This window comes from Aeromonas sp. 11P (assembly GCF_051920165.1).
GTDB classification, from domain to species: domain Bacteria; phylum Pseudomonadota; class Gammaproteobacteria; order Enterobacterales; family Aeromonadaceae; genus Aeromonas; species Aeromonas veronii.
The window spans coordinates 1,838,567-1,864,823 of record NZ_JBQBDJ010000004.1; the positions used below are offsets into that span (position 1 = coordinate 1,838,567).

The following is a 26,257-nucleotide window of genomic DNA, read 5'->3' on the forward strand; positions in this document are numbered from 1 at the left end:
ATCATATCAAACACCTATCTTAGGCAGAAGTCTTGAACTTTAATTAAGGTGGTTGTGAGCACAGGTCAGCTCGACGTCTAGGATGGGGAGTAATTCGGAGGGACGCGATTATCCCATCCGCTGTGCCAGTCGGCAGGTCATCGATTTGAAACTGTGAGCGACCAACAGATTACGCATGTGAGCCAACTATGAGTCCTTGGCACGCAAGGAAATACGCGCCTCTGCGGGGTATCCTACGTGTTTTGATGCATGGGGAAGCAGGGATGTGATTCCCGGTCGGGATTGACTCGCGCATCCTTGGCGCTCACCGAGCGCGCCGCCTGAATGGAGACGTGATTAGATCACAGACGGTCGGCCTATTCGAATTTCCTTAACAAAGTGCGATCCCGCCCTTTTCATGGCCGGTGCCTGATGACAAAATTAGCTTCACATGATTATTAACTCGTTGCAATAAACTAAAAATTAAATTAAGAATTTTCCCAAAATCTGTTTTGAAGGGAGGGGATCTCCATTTGAAGATCATCTTTAAAAATAAATGTCTCCTCACCATTATCATCAAAATCTATTTGACTTCCATATGAACGCAGCCACAGCTTTCTATTATCAGCTGATAGTACATAGCCCATTTTTCTCTCATTACCCCTTAATCGATCCGGATACGCCCATCCTTTCCGCTCAAGCTTAGTAATGGTTACAATTATATGCGCCAATAGGGGTTGCTCTGGTGATACATACTCATGAAACCACGGCCAGAAATCTTTGTCACCATCCGATGCACGCCACCCCTTAATTTCATTCACAGTATCTAAATCTGCATATGGATGAGAATGAAATGTGCCAACCAGCTCTATATTAGGCCAGTATTTCGTAAAAAACTCCTTTTTTGCTATTATCGAATTAAGGTCTGGCCGTACCCAGTCTTGATGCCTCAATGCAGACGTTTCAACAGTAGCCATTGTAGATACAATTCGAGCGGGATTTTCACCCTTCTGAGGAATTGAATATCCCCACAAAAGGCCAAATGTTTCAAGGTTAATAGCCCCCTTTCCTTTTAGGTGCGCTCTGTGCTCAAACTCGTAAGCCTCAATTGCAGTAGTGAAAAGCTGAGGTACAACATGATCTTCAACAACAATATATTTCATACTTATATCCTGCAAGGTATCCCCAATATCTGTTACATACAGATATTCAAGCAGCATCATTATCATTAATTCAGAATTTTGAATGTTAACCAGATCACGATTCCAGCCAAGTTGATATGAATGACACTAATATCTAACAAATAGACTGGATAAGCGTACAAAACACCGGCTTAAGACCGGTATTTTTGATAGTAACAGCAATACCAATAGCGATCGATTTTAGTAACGGCTCAAAATTTTAGTAACCCACTCTCTAATATCATTTGACAGACGCGCTGTTTTAACAGTTCGTTTTGAACGCCCCGCCCCTGCTCCATCACGATAGTAATTTTTTTCCTGACTCATATACGTTTCATAGCCAAAGTTATTATTAAGGAATGACTCTAAAAACTTAATTGGAATTTTCCTGTTAGATGGAATTATAAAATAGTCCTTATTAAAGAATTTTTTTACTGCAATGAGTTCATGACCAAACTCAAATTTTCCATTCTCAATCCACGCTAGGAATTTACCAGCTTCATCACTACTGTAGCAATAATTGTCACTGAGTTTTAACTTATTGGCGAGCGATCTTATCATTGCAAATGTTATGGATTCTTGACTGTTAGAATAGTCAGCCCCCCTACATAATGAAATGTTATTCGTAATTATTCTGCGAGTATTTCCTCTATCATCAAACCTTATCAATTCCTCACTTAACTTCTCACCGTAAAAATGCTCTATATCATGAGCCTCGCGAGCATAAAATGGCTCTCTATTTAATAACCCGTAAATTCGATCTTCCTCAGTTTTCAGCTCAGCCAACTCAAGCATTTTTTTATCTGAATTTTTCAGCTCAGGTGAAAGATAGCTAATTTTATAACCCTGTTGTTCAAGCATTGTCAGTAGGGTGAAGTTATAATCCAAACACAATTTATGTCGAATAAACAATCGGTTAACCATATGAATTAATGTGGGATTTTGGCAATACTCATGCAAACGCTCAATAGAATAATCACACCCCAACGCTGACATCACCAGCTCTGTAATGATATGATCGCTATTTTTATACACTCTATTTTTGCCACCAAGGAGCGCTAAAAATGCATTATTAGCATTCCTCGCTCGGTGGACAAACTGCATAATATCATTAGGCTGAACGAGCCCATTTGAAATAATTGCAGTAAATGTTAGGTCCCTATCTGTGAAACTAAATCCATTTTTCACTACTGGTGTAAAAATTGATACCAGTTTACTGCTAACACATTTATTTATAGCACCATTAGGGAATTTACGAGCAGTTTCAGCATCGATTAATATTTTTTTGGTTGTATTTATTGCATTTACCAAAACGTTAACATTTGATTTTTTTGCATTGTGTGCCTCGTCGCTAAATACAATACATTTTTTGCCACTTGATGCACGCTCATTGATCTTGTTTATAATATCTGGTTTAGTTGTTAAAAAGATTTCTGGCATATTCTTAGGTTTGGATGATCTATACACGAAAACTTTATTATTACTGAATTCAGCCAAGCCAACTATAAAATCAAATGAATCCTGACTTAAAAACGCATCGGCAATAACAACCGTGCTGGCATCAGCAATAATTTTTTTGAAATTATCCATCCTTTCAATGTATTCATCAACTGAGACTCTCATGCCCAATTCTGAGTGCATTAAATTAAAAACATCCTCAAACTCATCTATAATCAAAATTTGGCACTGATCCCGGATATGCTTATATTTTTTACTATATAAAATGCTCAGACTAACACCATAGACACCGGTTTCATTTTTTGTGATATCTGTATGATAGTGTCGTTCATCCTGATCAGGATACAGTGAATTCGTGAACGCTCGAGATGGATTTAAAAAAATAGGATGCATACCATTATTCCCAGCCTCGTCAAATGTGGGTATTAGGCAATTAGTTGTTTTACCAGTCCCTGGCGGAGTAACAACTATGTGAATCCCAGGGAAACGATCTAGACACAATCTTTCGTGACAAAGATCGATATTAGTTTCAGTAATATTATCATTCTTAGTATAGAAATTGTGCGCCAAAGATACCGCGCTCTTTTTAGCAAACAAGTGTTTGTTTATAGCCTCGGCGATTCTAGTATGGAATTGATTACTAGTTTGAGACCTAACATAATCAATTAGAGACACCTCGGACATTCTCTCTGGGCACAAATGATGAGAACTGGTCACCACTAAATCAATTGCTTCTTTCTCCTCCACCTCATTTTTAGCAAATGGGAGTAGCGTCACCCCCAGATTGAACCTGTTCGAACCTGGCTTAAACTCATGCCCATCCAGCACGACTGTGATCTTATAATCGAATGCAATTTTCACTGCATCAAATCCCGATTTATTGTCACTGATTAATCTAATTGAATTCCTAGATTCACCATCGCCAATAATTTCTACGATTTTATCCCTCAGCGCGTTAGATTTATCAATCCCAAATTTCAAATGGCAGTTATCGCCATAACTCAACACAAACATATCCACCTCATTTAGTTTTTATAATAATATGGTGGCGTTTTCCAACGCTACACTTTTATTATAGTTATTAAATATTTAAATACTTCTCAAGCATTCACGCCCAAAATTTGGCGTAGGCATTCCCCTTAGAGATTTTTTAATCTCTCGGAAGAGGTTATAAATATAAATTATGTGTCTACATACACTGACTGGTATGTACGAAGAGAACGATATGCTTATTCCAATGCGTTTGCAATAGGGCAAATAAAAATATCTTGACTTTTCTCTAAAATTATTAGTTAAACATTATAATTGAGCCATGAAATGGCAAAGCCATTTATAAACTCTAATAATTTCGAGGGGGTAAGAGCGCTATCTCAACAGCCAATGCGATACAAAACCAGTTGGCCACGACACTGCGATGTAGTATGAGGAGCTAGTGACAAGAACGATCTTTGAGGCGATTTATTGTAACTGGTGTGGATGCATCACAGTGGTGCAAAACTCAAAAATTATAGCTCGATTCGCGATTGAGTCATAGGTAGGCAATATGTCGGAGCATTCCTCGCTCTGCGAGAAGGTGGCCATTTTTAAACTTAAGGGTGAGAAGGTACGCTAGAGTGGGTCGTACCTTCCCAAGAAAGGTAATTCTAACTCCTTATGCAGATTGACTCATTTCAACCACCGCATTGGCATTCACCTTACGAATCACCCCAAATAACTCGACCACTTTGCCTTCATCAAAAAAGCCGTAGGCGCTTTCGCCGTGGTTGTCGGTAAACGGTGGCTCGAAGATTTGCGCCATGTCTAGCACGCCGTTGTGCACAAGGTAATCAATCACTTGATCAACAAAGTTGATTTGTTCGGCGTTGTAAGCGCCCTCATCAAGAAAGGCGCTAAAAGCCTCTTTGGCTGCGTTCAGGTCAAGGCCCACCAATTCTCGAATAAAGGTGCCTAATGGCTTGTCTTGCAAGATCTGCTCACGGTATGTCGCCACATCACTCATGCCACTGGCATCGAGCAACAACCCTTCTAGCACGTCCAAATCGGCTTGAGTGATGGGTTTGTTTCTTTTCAGTTTTTGAATGGTGAGTTGGTCTTGGTGATCTTGAATATACAACTCAATCTTTTTACGGTATTGGACCAAGTCGACTGCCGGGCTGGTATACACTGTCGTCACATCGTGTACCCCTTGAATCTCATCTTCAAAGTTGGTGTACACCCTCTCTTTTTGCTCTTTGTCTAAGGCGAACATCAAATTCCGTAAACGCTGGCGAATGTCTTCAAGTGTAACCAAATGAATGTGCTGCCAAAACTCAACGGTTTGCAGGTCTTGCAACAACAGCAACTGCGCTTGTATCGCCGGAATAACCGACTTCCCTTCCAATTGCTGGGCGATTTCCATCACGCGAATCCGACTTGGCTCAGGCACTATGCCCTTTTCCAGCAAAGCTAACTGCATTGTCAACAGTAAGTTATCAAAGCGGTTGGCCAAGTTATTCACTTGCTCCACAGGGTTGAAGGGCTCAGCCTCTGTAGGCAGAGCTGCAATATGGCTTTCTAGCTCAGTGTGCTTGGTGTCGTCGATGCAGTCCCAGTGCTCGCGAACTAGAAATGGTTCAACAGCTTGGCGTTTCGGACGGACAATAAAGTTATCTAAGTTCATCCCTGTGACTTGATGATGTAGCATGTCTAACTGGTAATGCTTTAATTCCCGTAACCGCTCCGCATCTTCAGGGTGTTGCTTGATATAGCCTTCATCAGCCAAGCGTTTACTGAGCAAGATGCTTAAATTAACCCTTTTTTCAAATACCTGTTGCATCAATGGTTTAGCAATGCCAACAGGTAAACCTTCTGGATTAGCATCGAAGTACTCAAAATTTTGGCAATAATCAAACACCTTAAAGGTTGTCTTATGCTGTCCAGGGCCAAATAAATCATCACACAGACGCGTGCCGCGACCGATCATTTGTGTAAATTTCACTTTAGATCTGATCACTTTAAAAAATACCAAGTTCACCACTTCAGGCACGTCGATACCGGTATCGAGCATGTCTACCGAGATCGCAATACGGCAGGTGGGGTTGTTCGGGTCGAAGTCTTTGCGCTCGTTTTCATCCCCCCCAAATTCATCAATCAGGCTTTGAGCGTAGGTTTCTTTAAAAGTGATCACTCGCGCTAACTTGCCTGCCCATTTAGGGTAGTTTTTGTTAAACATTTTTTCGAGGAATACAGCATGGTCGTTGTTAGCGGCAAAGATTATTGTTTTTCCAATCACATCACCGCCTTCTACATGAATTCCCCCCAGCTCAGTTTTACTCATTAATTGGGCAAACATCTTCTCGGCGGTGTCTTCATTGAATAAGAATTTATTCACCTCAGAAGGTAACACCTCCTCGCGATCGGTCAGCTCAGCCTTGTTTTCCCACTCTTGTTTTTCTTCATCAGACAACTCTTGATACTTGATTCCTTCACGAATGAACTTAGTAGCAACTGATATTTTTGTTGGCGGCACCAAATATTTTTCTGCATAGGCACTGGCGTCTTCATAAGCATAAGTAGGCATGCCTTTTTGCAAATCGAAAATGCTGTAGGTATCTTTTTCTACTTCGTCTTTTGGAGTGGCTGTGAGCCCCAGAAGGTAACCATCAAAATACTCAAAAATCTGCCGATACTTCGAATACACCGAGCGGTGTGCTTCATCTACCACGATTATATCGAAATGCCCCACCCCAAACGGGCGCTCGTCAGCCCCCCGGTCCAGCAAGTTTTTCATGGTCGGGTAAGTCGAAAAATACAAGCGGCTGTCGATACTGTCTTTGCTTTGTCCTGAGCTCAATAGTGAGCAACTCACCCGAGGCAATAACTTAACAAAATGCTTTTTTGCTTGAGTTAACAGGGCATTGCGGTCAGCCAAAAATAACACGTTTTTCACCCAGTTATTTTTGACCAGCAAATCGACCAAACTTATCACGGTTCGGGTTTTACCTGTGCCGGTGGCCATCACTAGCAGAGCTTTTCGCTGATGGTCTAACTCAAAATGCTGTAAAATATGGGTAATGGCGGCTTTTTGATAATGGCGATTAGTAATGTTTTCATCAATTTGAGCGGTGAGCTTGTTAGCTTCCCCAGAATCACAGTTAAAAAACGATATCCTGTCGTGGCGCCGACTTATCATTAGTGCCAGTTCATCTTTGGTATAAAAGCCTTGTACGGTACGAGGCGGGTAGAAGGCATCATCCCACAGGCGAGTTTCGTAACCGTTAGTGTAAAAAATAATGGGCCGCACACCGCATTGCTTTTCTAGACAATCGGCATAGAGTTTGGCTTGCTGTTGGCCATCTTCTGGGCGGCGACTGGTGCGTTTCGCTTCCACTACCGCCAGCGCTGTGCCGTCATCTCCCCACAGCACATAATCGACCAAGCCATTGCCCTGCGGGTTTGCCGGTGAAATCGGCATGTTGGTTACAGGGTATTCGCGATCCCGCTTATCCTTAAGTGGCCAACCCGCTTCATTGAGCAGCGCATCGATAAGGTAATTACGAGTTTCGGTTTCGTTATAGTCGTGGCTATCTTGCGAGCTATCGGACGCTTGCTTGGCTTTTGCAATTTGCTCAAGCAAGGCTTCGTTCTCTGCCTTTAGCGCCGCATTTTCATTGAGCTGTTGCTGATATGCTTCACGCTTGATGCCGTCGCTCTCGGCCAGCTGTTTTTCAAGCTCTTGTACCCGCTTGATGCTGCTGATAGCTTTGGTCACTAGACCAGCATCAATGGCGAGCTTTTGCGGAACTAACGCTTCATCAAAGGGCTCGACGCTAAAGTGGTTTTTATCAAGTTGCGGAGTATAAGTACGGATAAACCAATAGAGCACATGGTGCAACTCTTTCACCGCTTGCAGTGCATCGCGCTCTGGGAGCGCACTCTTGCCATGTACGGCCTCGTTACCAATCTTGATAACGAGTTTCAGCTTGGGAAACAGGTTACTGGCCAGATTCTCTTTAAAGCCTTTATCGTGGATCAGCGACATCAAGGTCACATCATGACGTGGCCGCGTCAGCCAGTTGTCGATGTCAAAGACGGTTTCAACCATCAGCTCCAAGGCATTGCGGGCATAAAACCCCGCAATCCTCGGGTCGCTTTTAATATTGGCCTCAGCGCTTTGGGCGCGAGCCAGTATCTCGGTGCAGCGCAAGCTAAACTGATTGTCCGCACCGCCTTGTCCAGCAAGTGTGGCGCGGATAAAGGTAAAGTTGCTGCTACTGAGCGCCACGCTTGATGTGCTAGCTGTTGCTAGCTTTGTGACCGTATCTGACATGTAACTTCCTTTTACATCTGATTGTTTTTTAACGTATTAAGGTCATGTTCGCCGTTAAAGGTTTTTTGCATGAGAGCATTAAACATCAGTTCAGTTTCAAATACTTGCTGTTCTTGCTCTTTTACTATTTTTTGTAACTTGCAATAAATGTCAGAAAACTCACACTGCTTTATATAGTTAGGAAATGGTAATCGAATCGCCTCAAGCTTACTTTTACTTATCATTCCTTTCATGGAGTTAGTTGAGGCTGCTTGAATAATTTTCTTCCCAACCTTCAAAAGAACATATAAAAATTCGGTGTTTAGAATATTTTTTTTGGGGACCAACGCATTGATTTGCTGATTAAATGCAACATTACGATCTGTAATCGCTATATTCCCTATACATTCAGGACTACCTGCAATGCAAGTCATCAAGACTGAACCTGCACCAACAGTTCTTCCAACAGCCTTCCCTTTTTCTGATAAGTACTCTTCTGCCATAGTAAGGTAATCTGAAGGCGTATTAATATTCCCAGATTTAATCCATTCTATATCAGAACCATAATATTCAGATTTAGCTCGTGATGGCGTATTACCAGTAATGACATTTGCCACATCAGAAATACATTTTAACTCCAACCCTTTTGGATTGGTAATAGGATCGCCAAACATCTCAATAAACACTGATTGGGCGAGACTGTTAAGATCTTGCTTCATTTGCAGGCAGTCTTTGCGAAGTTGGTCAGCTTTCTCTAATACCGCAGCTATTTTCTTTTGGGTTTCGAGTTGTGGTAGTGGTATTTGAATGGACTCTATAACCTTTTTATTTATCTGAGGAAAAGTAGAGCCTGTAGAGTTAAGATACAATTCATTTTCTATTGAACGAATGAAGTACCATAAATATTTAGCATCAAGTTTCTCATCATGAGCTCTCAATCCAGCAACACCTCGACCTAAACAATACGTTTTGTCAGCCCAATTCAAGTCCCCTATTGTGGCACGGACACATAATATAATATCGCCTTTTTCACATAACTTTGTGGGCTCTAAAGTTGATTTTTTAGGTTGTGGAAATACCTCACCATAATCCGCAGCCCCTGCAATTAATGGCACACCTTCACCAAGCTCAACATATGTTGAGCCTTTTGGTGCTGACCCCATATCAATGTTGCAAACGGTTGATAGCTTGACTACATTCCAACTCATTTCAGTAACCCTTCTAGCTCACTTACACCCTTTGTCATCTTCTCTTGCAGGGTTTTAATTCGCGCTAAAATTATTTTTGGCGAGTCGTACTGCACGTCTTCGTACACCACTTTTTTATATTTATTGAGACTTAAATCGTACTGACTGGCAATAATATCGGCAACAGGCACCATAAAGCTTTGGTCGGTCCGGCTGCGCTTGTATTCCGGGCTGCCGAGGTAAGGGGCCCCATCGGGGTGGGTCAAGCTGGTAAAGCGGGTAATGATATCGGCAATGTTACTTTGTTCATGAGTTGGTTGTTCACCCGCTTTTGCCAACCGGGTTCGCTTATCATCAAGGGAAAAACCATCGGCCTGCATGTCGTAATACCACACCTTGTCCGTGCCACCGGAGTTGGTTTTGGTAAAGATTAAAATCGCAGTGCTAACGCCAGCGTAAGGTTTAAAGACCCCGGATGGCAGAGAAATAACGGCCTCTAGCTTTTGCTCATTAACGATTTTTTCGCGAATACTTTTATGGGACTTGGTTGAGCCAAACAATACTCCGTCTGGCACGATCACAGCGGCGCGGCCACCGACTTTGAGCATGCGTAAAATCAACGCTAAAAACAGCAGTTCAGACTTTTCGGTAGGCCCTTTGGTTTTCACTTCAACCTGGATCTCATTACCATTTTCATCGATTTCGGTTTTATACTTTGGCGCAACTTTTTTGGCAGCAGGGTTTTTACCCAAGGCACGCAATAGATCGGGGGCTACGATGTCGAAGTCCACCGAGCCTTTAAACGGTGGGTTGGCCAAGATCAGGCTGTAGGCCTCGCGAATATTGGCATCGCCTTGGTCTTGTAAGCTATCACGATAGAAGACACTAGGGTTTTCAATACCATGTAACAACATGTTCATCGCGCCTATGCGCAGCATACTTTTGTCAAAGTCAAAACCGGTGAACATTGCATTATTAAAATGTTTGCGGTTTTCGGGCTTGTTGACTTCTTGCTTATAGTGCTTTTCAACGTATTCTAGCGCTGCCATCAAAAATCCGCATGTACCTGACGCTGGATCACAGATGGTATCCCCCAGTTTTGGTTCCATAAGCTCAACTATCATTTGAATAATGTGGCGTGGCGTTCGGAACTGGCCGTTGACACCCGACTGCTGCAATTTGCTAAGCAGATATTCGTACAAGTCACCCTTGGTATCTTTGTCGTCCATGTTGATGGCGTTGAGCAAATCGACCACTTGTGACAGCAACTTGGCGGAAGGGATAATGAAGATGGCGTCTTTCATGTGTTCTGCAAAGCTGCCTTCATGGTGCAAGGTTTTGATTTTGGGAAACACCTTGTCACGCACGATTTCCATCATCACGTCGGGGTCTTTATCTTTAAAATTACTCCAGCGCAGCGCTTGCTCATGAGCGCCAAAGGTTGGGTTAGCCACAGCAATGCCGGTGGCTTGTGCGCGACGCTCGGCAGTGCGTTGCAGCTCGTCTAAGCGGCGAATAAACAGCAGATAAGAGATTTGCTCAATGACCGAGATGGGATTGGTAACCCCGCCAGTCCAGAACATGGTCCACACTTGGTCGATTTGATTGCGTATTTTGCCTGTTAACATGAAAAAATCTCTTTGTACCAAAAGGATAGAGAGCAAACTCTCACAATGGAGCCACTTTACCATGGGGGATGTTACTGCTCAAACGGATGTGGCTCGTATAGAGCCCTATCTTCTTCAAATCAGTATCATGGTTACAACCCGTCACACTAAGGTGTTAACGGGTTTCTGATTAACTGTCTTTCTATCACCTTCTAAGTTGATACCGCTGTGATGCCCCCTGTTCTCACATTGCTATCATTGGCCTCTGGCAGCTCTACACCGGCCAGACCCTTTACAGCTTCATGTTGCTCATGGGTAATTTCTCATCAGGTGCTGCAAACAACCAAGGAACCATTCGCCCCCCTGGTTATTAATGGGCACCTGAGAATGGCGCCCTTTTACTTTGATATCAAATATTACATCGCGAATTTAATTAGCGATGTGATATAAATAACCTACAGCATCACTAACTTCATTTTCGAAACTTGTAGGCAAACACAGCACATCATCCAAGATAGGAGCTATAACATTTTTATTGATATCTTCACGAATACCACTTCTTGCATTTTCAGAGTATCCATTAATAAGAGCTAGCAAACTACACTCACCAGGATCGCTTACCCCTCTCCCCATAATGGAGATTAACATATGAACCCCATCTTCATACTTCTCATTATCATTCAAATACATTTTTGCAAGTTTATATGTTGCACCTAAATGAACACCATTACGAGAAGCCAACTCAAACGATTTAATTGCATCGTCCTTGTTCTTATCATGATGTAGTGCGATATAACCACGTCGATAGTTTATATCATCATCATAAAGACTTGGGAATTGACTAATGTAGGAATCCATAATTTCTTTACATTTATGTATATCTGCATTTACTCCATCACCAATGTGATAGATATATGCTAGACGACATAGGATTTCTGTATCTCCAGAACCAATACATTGGTTATACCAAAATTCAGCTTTTTCAAGATCCTGAGAAACTATGCTCCCTTTTGCATAGTGAGTCCCCAGTACAAATTGAGCCTTGCTATCACCTGATTTAGCAAGCGAAATAAGCTCATCTAGAGATATGTCATCTAAATAAGTGCAATAAGGAACTTCTGTGTACTTCAATAAATTATAGTCGCTAACCCAAGAATACAGCAGGCTAGATATCTCACAAAGTTCAATGTCTATTTTACCAGCCCGGTAGCAACTCCAATACAATTTTGCCAATTGCAGATTGGCATTTTTTATTCCATGTTTAGACGCATAATCAAGCTGACTTCTTATATCTTCAATATCATTGAAAAATCTATCTTTATACAATTCAAAATCTTCATGGTCATTCAGCAATGGCCAAAGATCACAAATCTCTTTCACAGACAGTAAATATTTAGCGGCAGGATAGTTTCCATATGCAGCAGACGCTAGCATCTCTAATCCATCGCTACAGCTCGCATCTTTATTTAACAGTATGATGCCGGCCTTATATTTAGCTTCCATGTTGTCTTTTTTTTCTGCTTCGAGATAATGCTCCCAACCGGGCCCTATTTCATATTCACGCCCACCAATCATAATCTTTTCACACTGAGTATTATCAAGGTCGTATCCTAGCCAACAGTACATGTCTCCAATTTTTACTTGCGCCTGGATATGTCCGGCATCTTTTGCTTTATTTAAAAACTCAAATGCCATATTGATGTCATGCTCAACATTATTTTTTTTGTAGCTTTTTAGATGCATTAACCCTAATTGATATAACGCATCAATATTCCCCTGTTCGGCTGAGAGTGTAAATAGCTGATTTGCATGTACATCAACCTCTGGCCCTTCATTTTTATTGACTAAATGAATGCCCGTTTTCAATTGGGCCAGTGGATGGCCATTTTTCACTGCCAACTCAAGCCATTCAATTGACTTTTTTTCATAGCTTTTCTTGGCCGTTTTTTCACTTATTTTCAAACACAGCTGAGATAAATTATACTGTGCATTGCTATTGCCATTTTCAGCTGATTTTGTATACCAGTATTCGGCTTTATCATCATCCTTAGATATTAAAATCCCTTCATCATAAATCCATCCTAGTGTAAAGCAGGACAGGGCACACCCACTCTCCCCTGCTTTCCTAAAATTCTTAATTGCTTTATTTATATTTTGAGTCACTCCACACCCATGAAAATAGCACATACCAAGTTTTAAATTTGATTGAGGATGGCCGCGTGACGCCGCGATCTCATATATTTCAATCGCTTTTAGAAAGTCAGCATCTACGCCGATCCCAAATTCGTAAGAAACTGCCTCTTGATATTTCTGCTTCATGAACTGTTCTTTATTTATCATATCATGTGCAGCATCATCGCCAGTGTATTCACTATATGTCATGACAACCTCCACGTATCCATTTAGTCAACTTGATCTCAATCTATCATCTTCAGAATTTTGTTTAATTACATTTAAGCATAAGTATGAGCTCTGTAACACTTATCGTAGATTTATACCAGATCATCCACGCAACACATGCTTAATGAACCTGGCAAGGCAGGGTTTCGCATCAAAGCCTTGCGCACATACTCATCACTATCAAAAAATAACTCGTTCATCTGTTCAGGTTTTAGTAGCGGATTACTCGCCGCTGACATACGGATTAAAGGACGGTCATCAGAAACAAATTGAATCAACATCCTTGATGGCAAGGCTCGATTACCGGCTGCCGCAACCAAAACTCTTATATCATCGTGGTTTGTCCGCTCAAGCAATTGTATCAATAACGCTTGAGAAACCTTCGGATTACCAGCAATACCGACACGGACATCTTCTGCTTCATCCAGAGATAACACGTTTAATAAGGATAAGGGGGTTGTGGGATTACGAGCCACATTTGCACGGACATGTCTATCCGCATCTGTAGATAATGAAATGAGCACTATTGTGGGGGTTAACGGATTTCTAGCTACGGCAGCTCTCTGTACAACATTAGTATGATTCGATAATTCGCTGAGAGTGCTAGGTTGAATGACAGCACTGCTGATAGCTAATTCACTCACATCCTCGTCATCATCGTGAGCTAGTCGAGTAATTGCTTCAATAGGAGTTGCAGGATTTCCAGCGACATAGTAACGAACACATGAATCATCGTCCATGGATAGCTTGTTTAACTGCTCCGGCGTAGTCAATGGATCTCGAGCTGCCCCTATCCGCTCTTCATCTGTTAGTGGTTCCATTTCTAATGAATCATTTTTGAGGTATACATTCATATCAACTATTCCATAGTTGTATTATTGTTTTCAGAAAAATCATCCTGATAGACCTCTACCAACTCATGTTTACTAATAGCAGGGACTTGCATATTACTAAATACGATTTCTCCTGAGTCAGCATCGCGTATGAATTTCCAATCGTTAAACCCTATTGTTGAGTCATCAATATAATATGGCCATTGTTCACCGATATTATCACCAAGCCAGATTAGTGCTGATACCCGATCAGCCATACTTTCTAATGAGAACCCCAACATACACATAGTTCTCTGAATTAACGAATGCAGTGAAATTCTTTCCATTGTTACTTCCATGCTACAGATAGGTCTTTGTTGTGGAGCTACGGCTATAAGACCTTATGAAATGGAAACGAATGAAGCTAGTACAGTTTTCGTCAGCCAGTGTTGAGGTTGTTCCTATGCAGGTGCGCACAGCCATGATAGTGCTCGACATGTGCCAGGTAGTCCGGGGATTACAACAAGTGGAATACCCCATTTGACAAGTTCCTGGTGGAATACTTGGCCAGATAACTAACTGGATGAGATGCACCACGCCAGTGGTGCAACATAGAAAATTGCTATCGAGCTATCCTGTCTACCAGGGAGAGCAAGCGCCGACAGCTCTATGGACAATCCTCGCTATGCGAGAATGATGTAGCCACATCGTTACCTGTTAGGTGAGAGGGGTGCGCTTTATCTATATATATAAAAACAATCCCTCTCAGCTGTGCACCTCAGCTCTAGTGCCACCAAAACACCTTCAACGAATGGTCCAATGGAAACCACGGGTAGATAACTGGATCACATGCACCACGACCAGTGGTGCAACCTAGAAAAAATGGCTACTGAGCTATCCTGCCTGGGGGGCGAGTCCGACAGATCTATGAACAATCCTCGCTACGCGAGAATGATAGCCATAGCTATTCACCTTTTCAGGTGAGAGGGATACGCTTTATCTATATATATAAAAACAATCCCTCTCAGCTACGCAACTCAGTTACCCTGCTGGACCTCAGAGTTTCTCTCGCTCCTGAGCGGTTGGCTGCTCACGTTCGGCCATGAAGTCGGTGCTCATACAAGGCTCATCAAACCACCTATCCCAGGACTCACCTACAGGTGTGATTATGCGAGTACGACCAACCACGACGATCTCAACATGCGTGACCTCATCTGGCAGGGCCACTGCCTCGGGCAGGTAAACCCCCTGGCCACGGCCACACTTAAAAACTGTTGATTCCATCACGCGTCCTATGAACCCAAATAACATGTGAACCGAACATAGCTAATGGGGCCGGTATGTCAACTGACACCGGATGCACACGTTATGCAATACGGCTATACTGTATATAAAAACAGTAGCCAGTGAGCCACCATGTTCGCCATCCCACATCCAACCCCGGACGCTCTAGAGCTGCCGCTTTTTCTGTCCCCTGTGATTTGCGGCTTTCCTAGCCCAGCACAGGACTATATTGAGCAAACCATAGATCTGAACCAGATCTGTATTGAGCATCCCGCTGCCACCTTCTATGTCAGGGCCAGTGGCCACAGCATGGTGGAAAAGGGCATCAATGACGGGGATCTTTTGATCGTAGATAGGGCGCTCAAGGCCCGCCACGGCGCTATCGTTCTAGCCTGCCTTGATGGAGAATTCACTGTCAAACAGCTGCAAGAACGCCCGTTCCCTGCCCTGCTACCCGCCAATCCGGATTTCCAAACCATCCATCTATTGGACGGGCAGGAACTAGAAATTTTTGGCGTCGTAACCTATGTGCTCCACAAGACCAAACTGGGGTAAACCATGCCCAACGCCATTGCCCTCGTCGATGTGAACAACTTCTATGCGTCCTGCGAGCGCCTGTTTAGGCCAGACCTCAAGGGGCGCCCGATCGTGGTGCTATCGAACAACGATGGCTGCGTTGTGGCTCGCTCGGCAGAAGCCAAGGCGCTTGGCATCAAGATGGGTGTTCCCTACTTCCAGATCCGTCAGTTCTTCGAGGCCGTAGGCGGTGTTTGGTTCTCGAGCAACTACGCCCTCTATGGTGATATGTCACAGCGCGTAATGACCACGCTGGAAGGCATGGTGCCGACTGTCGAGGTGTACAGTGTTGATGAGGCGTTTATTGAACTGAACGAATCATGGGCGGGAGACCTGACAGCATATGGTCGTCAGATCCGTGAACGAATACAGCAATGGACTGGACTCACAGTCGGCGTCGGGATCGGGCCAACCAAAACACTCGCCAAGCTGGCAAACTACGCCGCGAAGAAGTGGCCTGCTACTGGTGGAGTGGTTGATTTGCGTGATGAGGCACGTCGAGCGCGTTTGATGGCTATAACTCCGGTCGGGGAAATATGGGGAATAGGTAGAAAACTGACCGCCAGGCTCGAAGCGCAAGGGATCAATAGTGTGGCGGACCTAGTCTCTGTCGATGGTAAAAACCTACGGCATCGTTATGGGGTCGTTGTTGAGCGAACCGTGCTAGAGCTACGCGGCTACCCATGCGCCAGCCTGGAGCAGGACACACAAGCCAAACAGCAGATCATCTGCTCCCGATCATTCGGTGAACGGATCACACACATGAATTCCATGCATCAAGCACTCGCAGGATATATGGAACGTGCAGCTGAAAAACTCCGGGCAGAGGGAATGTGCTGTCGCCATGTCACCCTATTCATTCGTACCAGCCCCTTCAATGACAAAGAGCCCTACTACGGCAACCAAGTGAGCACCACGCTGGCTGTGCCTACAAACGATACCAAGGAGCTGCTGGGAGTGATCCACTCACTGCTCTCTCGTATCTGGCGGGATGGGCGCCGCTACCAAAAAGGGGGCGTGATGCTAGCCGACTTCACTCCTATCGGCAGCCAGCAGGGAGATTTGTTCGACCATCATCAACATAAGCCCCGCAGCCAGGACCTAATGCAGATGATCGACCGAATCAACCAGGGACGATTAGGAAAAATTCATTTTGGATCTTGTGGGAGAGACAACAGTGATTGGATGATGAAGCGTGAAAAACTCAGTCCCCGCTATACAACCGCATTGGATGAATTACCCATTGCAAAGTGACAACCCGGATTTGCACTCAGCAAGGCGCTCTTGCGCCAACATCAATTCGCAACCGGTGATTCGGTCAACGCCTTTCACATCACGCATTGGTGGTTTAATCTCATGTCCGTTGAGCATTCCAGTTAGCATCCACTGCCGCAGTTGGCCCAATGAGAGCCCCAATTGCCTGGCAGCATCCAGCATTCGCCATGACAGCTTAAATTGCAGATCGTCGGACACAGGGTCAAAGTTTCCAGCCTGCAATTTTAACAAAGCCCGGTGAGCAAGGGTCTCTGCCATTGCTCCAAACCGCGCTTCGCTATAGGTGACTTTCTGCCCTAAGTAGCTTGCCTGCCACAGGCCACGAGATGGTTGAACTGTAACGCTGCCGGAACCAAATGGTTTACTCATTACACACTCTATCCTCTATAAAGGCCCAGTATGAGGCGGGGATTACCTCAAAATACAACCCGAGTCGCTCAGTATATACATTCCAAATCCTGCATAATACACACGCTAGTGCATGAAAAATTCTGTGTACCCACTGAGCTTCCACTACTCAAACATTATTTCAAGGCTTCTAAACCTTCCTTACACGAGTGTGCTTTGCGCTAAATAATGTGTGAGTAAGCAATCATGATTTCCACAAGAAAAGTCCTGCAAATCCATCGTTTCGTCAGTCGTGCCATTGATCAAACACCCTCGATGACCACCCAGGGTATGGTTCAAATCTTGGACTGGACCATCATGCGCGTGCAGCAAAACCAAATCAGGGAGGAGGCCTATCCCTGTATCTTTGCCAGAGGGGCTGAACTGTTTTATCTGATTAGTTCAATCCGACCGTTTAGGCGATACAACCAGTTAACCGCTTTGTGTGTTGTCGACTGGTGTGTCCAACAACATGGCTTTGGCCTCAAAGATCTGCATCTGGATGAACAGCGGGTCATAACAGAGCGCATAAGACGCGATTACCGGGAACCGGTTTTGCAGGCAAGTGACCATTTTGCTCAGGAGTACCGCTACTGGTTTTTCATGCATAGCGAGCCCATCAGTAAACAAAGTGCCAGGTCTGCTAGTGCAATTACATCCATTAGTCGCAGCTTGTTTGATCTCAACTGGTAACTGCCGCTCCTCCTCATTCTTACCTCGATGAGGTGAGCAGAAACATAGCAATGAGGTGTGACCCCAACCCCCCAGGTTCAGAAACAAATCAATCGGGTGGGCCGGTCGTGCCATAACGAAAGGTGGTCGTATGCGACCAATATCTTCCAGAGCACGTAGACATCAGCGCCGTCATAGAGAAAAACGAGCACAAGCCGCGATAACGGGCCAGCCCTACCATCCCACAATCCTCTTCTTTACCGAGGCGGGCTTGTCAGCGGAAAGCGGTGTGCCCACGTTTAGAAGTGAGGGCATTTGGAGTAATCATGAGAACTGGTGCTATTCCCACGCTAATAGCATGAGTACGGATCTGGCTGGCTTCTTGGCCTTTCACAACAAACGGCGTCAAACCATGTTAGAAGCCGCCCCCTCACAGGCGCATTATCTGATAGCCCTGCTACAACAGAAATGTACTGTTAGGGTCATCACCCAAAATATTGATGACTTACATGAGAGAGCAGGTAGCCGTGAACTCCTTCATCTGCATGGTTCAATCCAGTTTTTGGTCCCCATAGGTTTTCGTAGCAAAAAATATCGGCAGCCTTGGCATGAGGATGTGGCGATCGGTGATCGCTGCCCATCCACTGGCTCACAATTGCGTCCAGATATCGTGCTGTTTGGCGAAAAAGTTTATGAGTATCAACAAGCTCGTCGCTGGCTCTGCGAGGCTGATATCGTAGTAGTTGTCGGCACCAGTTTGCTTGTTGAGCCTGCGAGCTCTCTGTTAAAAAACATCAACCCTGGCGCATGTGTCTACTACATCGATCCCGATCTTGGTTTGTCATCCAGACTACCGTTTCCCGGTGAGCTGATTGTGGATGGGGCCAATCGCGGGATTGCTCACGTATTGGAACTGAACCTGGAAAAAATGGTATGAAATTGTATCTGGACGATGAAAGAAAAACTCCGGTAGGGTGGATTCGTGTCTTTTGGCCGGACGAGGCGATTGCATGGCTAAAAACAGAGATGGTGACTGAAATTAGTCTTGATCATGACCTCGGTGATGATGATAGAGGAACCGGATACGACGTGATTCTCTGGATAGAAAATGAGGTAATGACAAATCACTTCATCCCTCCCAAAATTCATATTCATTCAGCAAATGTCTCCGCAAGAATAAAAATGGAACTGGGCATTATGGCCATAAATAACTTTTTAGCGAAGGCAACATGACAAGTCCAAGGCTGTGACTAAACTCCAGAGATAGTAAATCATGTCACTATGTATAAAGCCCTCTGGGGCTTGGGAAATAATTGATATCTGCAATGAACTTTCAACAGTTAAAAGTCACCCCCTGAAAATAAAAAGGCTTCTAAAATCGACAAGTACGAGTAATGAAGTTTTCCTTTTTAAAAATAAATGGTAAAAACGCTATCTTGTTGACTTTCATTTAATTCAGAATAACAATCTAACTTCTACTTTGACGATGTAATGGACAATGTATGAGTACGGATATCAATTTCTTGTGTAAAGAGAGTCTGTTTGCGTTCATCCAAAACAAATATGATAACTTAAAGAATGATATGGGGTGGGACCTGCTTTTCTGTAGGTATGAGAACATGCTATCCCCTCAGTATCCTGTCGCATTCTTTGGTATAAATCCAGGTGGTGGACCATGTGATACCAATGCAATTTCAGTAGAGTCAGAATGCGCATATTACAACGAACGATGGAAGGGCTGTAAGAAAGGAAACGCTCCACTACAACAGCAGATGAAACACTTATATACAATGATTGGTGATGAACTGGGTGTATCATACAAACAGCTCATGGATGGCTCTCTGATGACAAACTATATTCCCGCCCGCTCACGAAATTGGCATACATTAAAAGGAAAGGATGAGTGGCTTGAACATGCTCGTGAAATATGGAATGAGCGTATAAAGCAGGTTCACTGTAAACTCTATATCGCGATTTCGAAAATCGTATTTGATGAACTGGATAGCCATTTAACCAAGCAGGGTTTCCAGATGGTTGAAAAAATCAATGAACAGATTGGCTGGGGGAAAGTCAGATACCAAATTCAGCGTTACGAAAGGGGGGATCAAGTTTCCTTGCTTGTACGCCTCCCTCATTTGTCAACATACAAAATATTTAGTCGTCCAGCATGTCAACCTGCAATGGATATAATTAAGCGTGAGATCTCTAAAGCTCTTATATGACGACTTGCTTCATTAGAGAATCGAAGCCAAAAATGACACCGGTCAAACCGGTGTCATATCTATACTTCCTTTTTTCGTACATGGAAGTTTTTTAGCTCGTGTAAAATTTTTATATTTATCTTTAGCTTTATTTCGAGAGGCACTTTCTAACTCACTCTGTTTCATATCCATCCCTTCAGTGCAAAAGTAAAAAAGAACTCTCTCAGCACAATATAGGTCACATTTCTCATTTTCTGAGAAAGGTACTTTTTCATTGCTTCTTTTCAGGGCATATAATAGCAGATCAAGTATCTCAGATAGACATCCTTTCTTACGAAAACGATCCACTTTCTCATACTCTCTTTCATACTCATCCTTCTCTACGCTACATTCCTCAACCATAGGAATAGCATCAATAATCACACCAATAAACTCACCGACTTTCCGACCCGGTATAAAACCATAGCAATCACTATACTGCTCATCATCGCCTTTACTACGCTTAATCACAGGAGAACCACCAAGGAACCCACGCCTCATATTTTCCATATAAGCATGCTGGACAAGACGTTGCTGCTCCTGAACCCATAGCTTTGCATTTTTTGCGTCAGCCTCGGTTAACTCTTTTATAAGAGAAAAATCAGAGTTTACATCAACAGTGCCCAGGTGAACGTTTACAGCCTTATACCTACGCACAGATATACCAGAACTGAGCTCCAGTTCTTCCTGTACACTCACGGTTTTACTAAATGACACTGTTCTAAGATTTGCATTCAACCTCATATTAGCCATGCCACACCTCTCATTATTATTGTTATTTTATGTTTTTTTCTTTGGTTTGTTCGTGTGATATGGGGTCCCCATACCAATCAGCAATCCATTCATTGTTCGTCAAAATTTCATTCTTAAGCTTGTCTCTGTCTAAGAAAAACATGTTTGGCTTATCAATAGTATCTTTTTCTGAGTTAATATCTTGGATATATCCATCAGGAACCAATGCGTTTGATCCTGCATGAACGCTATCCAGCCCTTTCCTAAAAATTGTAGCCAAAACGGCTTTCAACAGTGCTAATGCATTTGATATAAAACTGTCTGTCGGTTCCTCGACTGATAGCAAAACAAAATCCAATCTTAGAAGCCGGAAAGAGAATGACGATGTGCCATATGTTTTTTTATCCACAAATGACGGCACTGAATTTTTAAATTTGGAATATTGTTTTTTAGTACAACGAATCAATGCAGTAAACGGTATCACTCTAAGATCGCTTAATTCATTTAATTCATTTGAAACACCCAAGTTAAGACTGTAATCATCTCGTCTAGGTGAATATTCAATACCTTGCTCGATCAGCTTAAACCAAGTAGCCCGTGACTTTTTAACTTTCGTCCCTGATATCCATCGCTGACCATCTATACTGTAACAAATCCCCTGTGGCTCACGATTATCAGCTCTCCACGGCTTGACCATTACATTATGCTCACGCAACCCAATTACAAATTCAGTCATGTTGTTCGGCTGGTTTTTAAAAACCTCGTCCATTGCATCCCTGATAATACAAGCGGAATCATGCATAGCATGAAAGCTCCCTCTACCACGGCCATTTTTAATATTGACTATGCTATACTCATGACCGAAATTCGCCTCAGGACTTTTACAGTTCGCCAATCCCAATTCAATTTCTATTTTTCGAGCAGCGTCAACTCCCCGAGCGTAGTCATTACTATCATCAACTAAGGTTCTGTCAAGTTTTACTCTACATGCCACAACATGTACATGTAGAGAGCTTGTATCGCGGTGTATAACAGATGTCCATCGAGTATCGCTACCATATCCCAATTCACTCATTAGCAGCCTAGCTGCAACTAGACATTGATATGGCGTTAATGATTCATCAGGGCTCAATGATAGTGAATAATGTGCACATAGTTGGTTTCCTGTGCCTGCATACAATGATGCCTGCATATTCAACTCCATGAGTAGTGGCCCGATGTCATAATCAGAGACCTCACCTCTTTCATTCAATGTAATATTTGGTCTATTAATTACACCACCACCGAGATGATAAACCTGTGATGGCATGGATTTTCGTTTCCTACCAATATGTATAGCTCGGTAAATATAAGACAGTCTGTACTGGAAGTTTGGGCCGAACCTGTGTTTTTCAAAATTCATTTCAACTTCACTCCAATCAGAGCTTTTTCAATTCCTATAAACAGAGAATTTATAGATGATAAAGCCTGCATCACTGGAGAGTTATCACTACTGTCAGTAATAAATTTATAAACGTCACTACCGACTTCAGCTTGTCTAATCAACAACATGATTTGATTTAAATTCGATGATATATTGTATAACCCCTCGAGCAATCTCACACGATCATCATATGAAAAATCTGGTGAGATATTACTGTCTGGTTCCCGGAGAGCCAAAAAACGAATCAGGCTAGACTTTTTGGGAATACCATAGGTTTTACTATGCTTAGTTAAAATACGTTGCTCAGCTGCATTAAATGAGATTCGGAGCATTAAACTGCGTTTTTCATCAGCTGATTTTTTGGGTCTACCAGATCGTGGTTTTCTGTTCAATTGCGTGCACCTTTATAATAATTATTAGTAGTGTTATGCATTTTTTTCAAACCAACCAATTTAATAGACATTAAAACATAGCTGGTTTAGAGTTTTTTTCAAAAAAATATACAATAGATTTATACGAAGTCACATTAAGAAATGAGCTAAATTATTCGGTGATATTTAATGCTCACTCTAATTATAGTATTGCAAACACTAAATATAATATCAACAATTTTTTGAGCTAAATTATTAATTTAACGACTAACGTTATCAATGGCATTGGCGAAAGTTAATATTTAAAATATGAAATTAACTAGACTTACATGGTGAATTTAATTTTCTTCCGTGAAATTAAAACTATGACATAGGCTGATTAAAGTTATATAAAAAGGCATGCTCTCATCCTATGACAGACATACCTTTTCTAGATCTGGTCGAACCAATGATGTCATATAAGCTCAAGGCTATGAGATAAAAGCTTCCCAAATGATTGATCGTCAACATAATCCGCATGATCATTTATACGCATATTTTTTATCTGACTCAGCACAGTAAAAAAGCACTCCTCACATAGATGTACCTCATATGCCGTACCATCATGTTTCGAACCATAACCCCATTTTGCAGTCAGGGCTCCAAACTGAGGATTATACAAATTTGGGTTCATATTTTGAGTTGTACTTTTATGGCATACGTCACACTGAATATCAGCTATAACCTCAACCTCTTTTGTGGTCATTATTTTCATTGAACACTCTCTATACATGTAGAGTAATGGATGGATAGCATGAACAAAATGGTTCATGCCGCCATAAGCAAAATGTATTATAGTAGAATGAATAAAAAAAGCAGCCTTGCGGCTGCTTTCAATACCACGATAATTGTGGATTAGATCAGATAATCCTCTAAGGACTTTCCGCTAGCAACGCCCTCAGCGATGGCTTTCGGCATACGGCCCTGACCAGTCCAGGTTTTTTCCTGGCCATCTTCGTGATACTTGTACTTTGCGGGACGCGGCGCACGCTTGGCCTTTTCCTTTCCTTCAGCTTTCGACGGAGCTGCACTACCAACCAGTTCGCTGGGGTCAATCCCTGCGTTTTTCAGCATCTCGCTGAATTCCTCGAGCTTACGCAGACGCTCGGCATTTTCCTCCTGATATCGGAGCTCAGCAGCCTCACGCTCTGTAAACACCTCATCAAATTTGGCCTTAATCTCGACCAACTGTTCGAATGGCAGTTCACGCAGAGCGGCCCGGAGACTACGAATGTTCAACAGTGTTTTGATAAAATCGTTCATGGATATAACGCCTAAATAGTTATTTGTTTATCGCCTAGCATTATCACCTAGCTGTAGTTTGGTGCCAATATTTATCATCAAAATAATTGATATTTATATAGCCACATAGTGAGGTTATGCGTAACCGCTCAACGCCGATCCAAACTTGAGCTCAGACCCCACAGGTTTCATTAGTTACTGCTAGACTGGTTTATTCATACTGACAGCAGAGATCTTGTGATGACTCAACTCATTCTACTAATCGTTGCCCTCAGTACTCATGGGAGATCCCATGAGATTGCATATGAGGTTTGTGACGCATTTATTGAGGATGCAGTTCGGTATTCAGAAATGGACACTATGCATCTAACAGCACTGCGCTCACAGGTTATGGCTGCAAAAGATCTAGCTTTTTTTGAACGGTTGTTTTCAACGACATCAGACAAATTGCTCCGCGCCTATTCTGCCCATAGCATCGAACAGGCTCGTGAAATGGCTTTTCGCGATACACGGCAGTGGGAGCTGTTGTTACTGGATATCGGTATTAAAATGCATGGACGACCCGCTAGCGAGTTGTGGAGCACGTATTATCTGGCTTGCCGAGAGACACTGCTGTAACACCAAGTTTGATCTCAACTCCATTATCCGTAGTGTACAAATGGACAAAGCACCCCACCACTACTGGGCAACTGCTGGCGGCAGAGCCGCTGCAAACACGGGAAAAGAGCTCCATAAGAAACCCAACCTAAACGATTCTGCACGTACTGGTTATATTGGTCATAAATGTAGCAGTCAAAGCAGAGTATGAGATGAATCAACATAACGATGGAGGGTGCGCGGTAAAAACTGGAAGTTGAGCCAACTTCTGCCTGAAAATGTGACATGTGAATTTATACACCCATTCAAGTTGTCATGGTTTAACTGTATATTGGCTCCACTAGAATCTTGCTTCCAGATTAACAATAAGTAGTTGACTTGAGGTAGGCCCCTGGTGAACCAGAGTAGTTGGGTTTATGCATCTATCGTCGATGGTCCAGTTCGAACAGAAACAAACTGCATTTAATCAAGCGAACAATAAACGAGCTGTTTTTGGCGTGAGTGCACGCTGCAACTGTTGCTCGCTTTAAAATGTCTTATTGAGAGCGCTTTAACTCACATGAATGAATCACCCACTCAGCACAGTCAATCCCCGGCATCATTATTCCAAATCCGTAAGCCACGACTGACCCTTGATAAGGATGTGATTTTGACATCCCTGACAAGACGTAAGTTAGATGAAGCGATTGGTGCAATGAAGTTTCACACAACCATCTACCATGACTGGGGGTTCGGTGCCGTTGACCCGATGGGGCGAAACATGGTGCTCAACCTTTATGGTCCCCCAGGGACAGGCAAGACACTTGCCGCAGAGGCGCTGGCTGGAACGCTAGGACGTGAATTCATACATATTGGCATTGCAGAGCTAGAAAGCAAATACGTTGGAGACACGGCAAAGAACATCGCCGCTGCTTTTGAGACTGCTCGTACCGAATCAGCAGTACTCTTCTTTGATGAGGCTGATACCTTGTTAGGTGCTCGTCTTTCTTCAGTAACCCAAGGCATCGACAACGAAATTAATGCCATGCGTTCTACTCTACTGATGGAGTTGGAGCGTTTCGATGGTGTGACCATTTTTGCCACCAATTTCGCCAAAAACTATGACCATGCATTTGTCAGTCGTATTCGCTATCACATTGAATTCCAACTCCCAGACCTCGATTGCCGTAGACAACTGTGGCAGCGATTGCTGGTACCGGGTGTTCCGTTAGCAGAAGACCGAGATACCCTTGTCAAACGTTGTGCCGAAGAATCCCAGGGTCTCTCAGGGCGCGAAATCCGAAATGTTTTGCGTACGGCGTTTCCTAAAGCACTGATGAGCGGCGATGCCGAACCCAAAGTGTTATGGGAGCATTTAGCGTCCGCCATCCAGGAGGTCCATGTTGCAAAGCTGAATGTTGGAAAACATCAGCAGCATGAGACGCAGTATGGATCCGAAGAGTCAGTAAAGGCTGGCGTCAAGATGCTTGGACTAGCCAATTAACACACTAAACACTAAAGAGTAACGA

General features: G+C 43.2%; 23 protein-coding genes. 8 read left to right on the forward strand and 15 right to left on the reverse strand.

Annotation, left to right across the window (positions count from 1 at the left end; translation table 11 throughout):
• Window positions 1-467: 467 nt before the first annotated feature.
• From ACTG1P_RS08355 to vapB, 9 genes are all read right to left on the reverse strand, one after another.
• Window positions 468-1,142: a hypothetical protein gene (locus tag ACTG1P_RS08355; protein WP_335829108.1), complete on the reverse strand. Its 675-nt coding sequence runs from the start codon at window positions 1,140-1,142 to the stop codon at window positions 468-470.
• Between the two features lie 219 nt (window positions 1,143-1,361).
• Window positions 1,362-3,632 carry a hypothetical protein gene (locus ACTG1P_RS08360; RefSeq protein ID WP_440000992.1) on the reverse strand — a complete coding sequence of 757 codons (2,271 nt, stop codon included), beginning with the start codon at window positions 3,630-3,632 and terminating at the stop codon, window positions 1,362-1,364.
• Between the two features lie 637 nt (window positions 3,633-4,269).
• The gene (locus ACTG1P_RS08365; RefSeq protein ID WP_440000993.1) at window positions 4,270-7,926 is read right to left on the reverse strand and encodes a DEAD/DEAH box helicase family protein; all 3,657 of its coding nucleotides are present in this window, start codon (window positions 7,924-7,926) and stop codon (window positions 4,270-4,272) included.
• 11 nt (window positions 7,927-7,937) lie between these two features.
• The gene (locus ACTG1P_RS08370) at window positions 7,938-9,113 is read right to left on the reverse strand and encodes a restriction endonuclease subunit S (protein WP_440000994.1); all 1,176 of its coding nucleotides are present in this window, start codon (window positions 9,111-9,113) and stop codon (window positions 7,938-7,940) included.
• Window positions 9,110-10,720, reverse strand: a complete 1,611-nt coding sequence (locus ACTG1P_RS08375; RefSeq protein WP_440000995.1) for a type I restriction-modification system subunit M — start codon at window positions 10,718-10,720, stop codon at window positions 9,110-9,112. Before ACTG1P_RS08375 ends, ACTG1P_RS08370 begins: the two co-directional genes overlap by 4 nt.
• Window positions 10,721-11,128: 408 nt before the next feature.
• Window positions 11,129-13,081 (reverse strand): hypothetical protein, encoded by a 1,953-nt coding sequence (locus ACTG1P_RS08380; RefSeq protein WP_440000996.1) that lies wholly within the window; start codon window positions 13,079-13,081, stop codon window positions 11,129-11,131.
• Window positions 13,082-13,191: 110 nt separating this feature from the next.
• The gene (locus tag ACTG1P_RS08385) at window positions 13,192-13,953 is read right to left on the reverse strand and encodes a hypothetical protein (RefSeq protein WP_440000997.1); all 762 of its coding nucleotides are present in this window, start codon (window positions 13,951-13,953) and stop codon (window positions 13,192-13,194) included.
• 5 nt (window positions 13,954-13,958) lie between these two features.
• Window positions 13,959-14,258, reverse strand: a complete 300-nt coding sequence (locus tag ACTG1P_RS08390) for a hypothetical protein (RefSeq protein WP_421265625.1) — start codon at window positions 14,256-14,258, stop codon at window positions 13,959-13,961.
• A 709-nt stretch (window positions 14,259-14,967) separates the two neighbouring features.
• Window positions 14,968-15,222 carry a type II toxin-antitoxin system VapB family antitoxin gene (gene vapB / locus ACTG1P_RS08395; protein WP_322132160.1) on the reverse strand — a complete coding sequence of 85 codons (255 nt, stop codon included), beginning with the start codon at window positions 15,220-15,222 and terminating at the stop codon, window positions 14,968-14,970.
• Window positions 15,223-15,327: 105 nt separating this feature from the next.
• Between vapB and umuD the strand changes: the two genes are divergently transcribed.
• Both umuD and umuC read left to right on the forward strand, forming a co-directional pair.
• Window positions 15,328-15,750, forward strand: coding sequence for a translesion error-prone DNA polymerase V autoproteolytic subunit (gene umuD / locus ACTG1P_RS08400; RefSeq protein WP_257712206.1), 423 nt, complete (start codon window positions 15,328-15,330; stop codon window positions 15,748-15,750).
• Window positions 15,751-15,753: 3 nt separating this feature from the next.
• Window positions 15,754-17,025 (forward strand): translesion error-prone DNA polymerase V subunit UmuC, encoded by a 1,272-nt coding sequence (gene umuC / locus ACTG1P_RS08405; protein ID WP_440000998.1) that lies wholly within the window; start codon window positions 15,754-15,756, stop codon window positions 17,023-17,025.
• On the opposite strand, the gene ACTG1P_RS08410 is transcribed toward umuC, so the two are convergent.
• Window positions 17,008-17,415 carry a hypothetical protein gene (locus tag ACTG1P_RS08410; RefSeq protein ID WP_362818507.1) on the reverse strand — a complete coding sequence of 136 codons (408 nt, stop codon included), beginning with the start codon at window positions 17,413-17,415 and terminating at the stop codon, window positions 17,008-17,010. The two genes, umuC and ACTG1P_RS08410, sit on opposite strands and share 18 nt — an antisense overlap.
• A gap of 225 nt (window positions 17,416-17,640) precedes the next feature.
• Between ACTG1P_RS08410 and ACTG1P_RS08415 the strand changes: the two genes are divergently transcribed.
• The 4 genes from ACTG1P_RS08415 to ACTG1P_RS08430 all read left to right on the forward strand — a co-directional run bounded on the left by ACTG1P_RS08415 (window position 17,641) and on the right by ACTG1P_RS08430 (window position 20,327).
• Window positions 17,641-18,126, forward strand: coding sequence for a hypothetical protein (locus ACTG1P_RS08415; RefSeq protein ID WP_440000999.1), 486 nt, complete (start codon window positions 17,641-17,643; stop codon window positions 18,124-18,126).
• A 130-nt stretch (window positions 18,127-18,256) separates the two neighbouring features.
• A complete protein-coding gene (locus ACTG1P_RS08420; RefSeq protein WP_440001000.1) occupies window positions 18,257-19,042 on the forward strand; it encodes an SIR2 family NAD-dependent protein deacylase in 786 nt (261 codons plus the stop codon).
• On the forward strand, window positions 19,039-19,338 hold the full coding sequence (locus ACTG1P_RS08425; RefSeq protein ID WP_213388242.1) for a cyclic-phosphate processing receiver domain-containing protein: 300 nt from the start codon (window positions 19,039-19,041) through the stop codon (window positions 19,336-19,338). The genes ACTG1P_RS08420 and ACTG1P_RS08425 overlap by 4 nt, the downstream gene beginning before the upstream one ends.
• Window positions 19,339-19,607: 269 nt before the next feature.
• A complete protein-coding gene (locus ACTG1P_RS08430; protein ID WP_440001001.1) occupies window positions 19,608-20,327 on the forward strand; it encodes a hypothetical protein in 720 nt (239 codons plus the stop codon).
• Between the two features lie 42 nt (window positions 20,328-20,369).
• Here the strand turns inward: ACTG1P_RS08430 and ACTG1P_RS08435 are convergent, their stop codons facing one another.
• From ACTG1P_RS08435 to ACTG1P_RS08455, 5 genes are all read right to left on the reverse strand, one after another.
• A complete protein-coding gene (locus ACTG1P_RS08435) occupies window positions 20,370-21,098 on the reverse strand; it encodes a hypothetical protein (protein ID WP_440001002.1) in 729 nt (242 codons plus the stop codon).
• Window positions 21,099-21,120: 22 nt separating this feature from the next.
• Window positions 21,121-22,386: a relaxase/mobilization nuclease domain-containing protein gene (locus ACTG1P_RS08440; protein ID WP_440001003.1), complete on the reverse strand. Its 1,266-nt coding sequence runs from the start codon at window positions 22,384-22,386 to the stop codon at window positions 21,121-21,123.
• An 89-nt stretch (window positions 22,387-22,475) separates the two neighbouring features.
• Entirely contained in the window at window positions 22,476-22,892 is a 417-nt protein-coding gene (locus ACTG1P_RS08445; protein ID WP_440001004.1) for a hypothetical protein, read from the reverse strand.
• A 433-nt stretch (window positions 22,893-23,325) separates the two neighbouring features.
• Window positions 23,326-23,625, reverse strand: a complete 300-nt coding sequence (locus tag ACTG1P_RS08450) for a hypothetical protein (protein ID WP_440001005.1) — start codon at window positions 23,623-23,625, stop codon at window positions 23,326-23,328.
• Window positions 23,626-23,765: 140 nt separating this feature from the next.
• Entirely contained in the window at window positions 23,766-24,173 is a 408-nt protein-coding gene (locus ACTG1P_RS08455; protein ID WP_059112990.1) for an H-NS family histone-like protein, read from the reverse strand.
• Window positions 24,174-24,392: 219 nt separating this feature from the next.
• Between ACTG1P_RS08455 and ACTG1P_RS08460 the strand changes: the two genes are divergently transcribed.
• Window positions 24,393-24,770 (forward strand): hypothetical protein, encoded by a 378-nt coding sequence (locus tag ACTG1P_RS08460; RefSeq protein ID WP_440001006.1) that lies wholly within the window; start codon window positions 24,393-24,395, stop codon window positions 24,768-24,770.
• Between the two features lie 538 nt (window positions 24,771-25,308).
• Entirely contained in the window at window positions 25,309-26,232 is a 924-nt protein-coding gene (locus ACTG1P_RS08465; RefSeq protein WP_440001007.1) for an ATP-binding protein, read from the forward strand.
• Window positions 26,233-26,257: the final 25 nt, after the last annotated feature.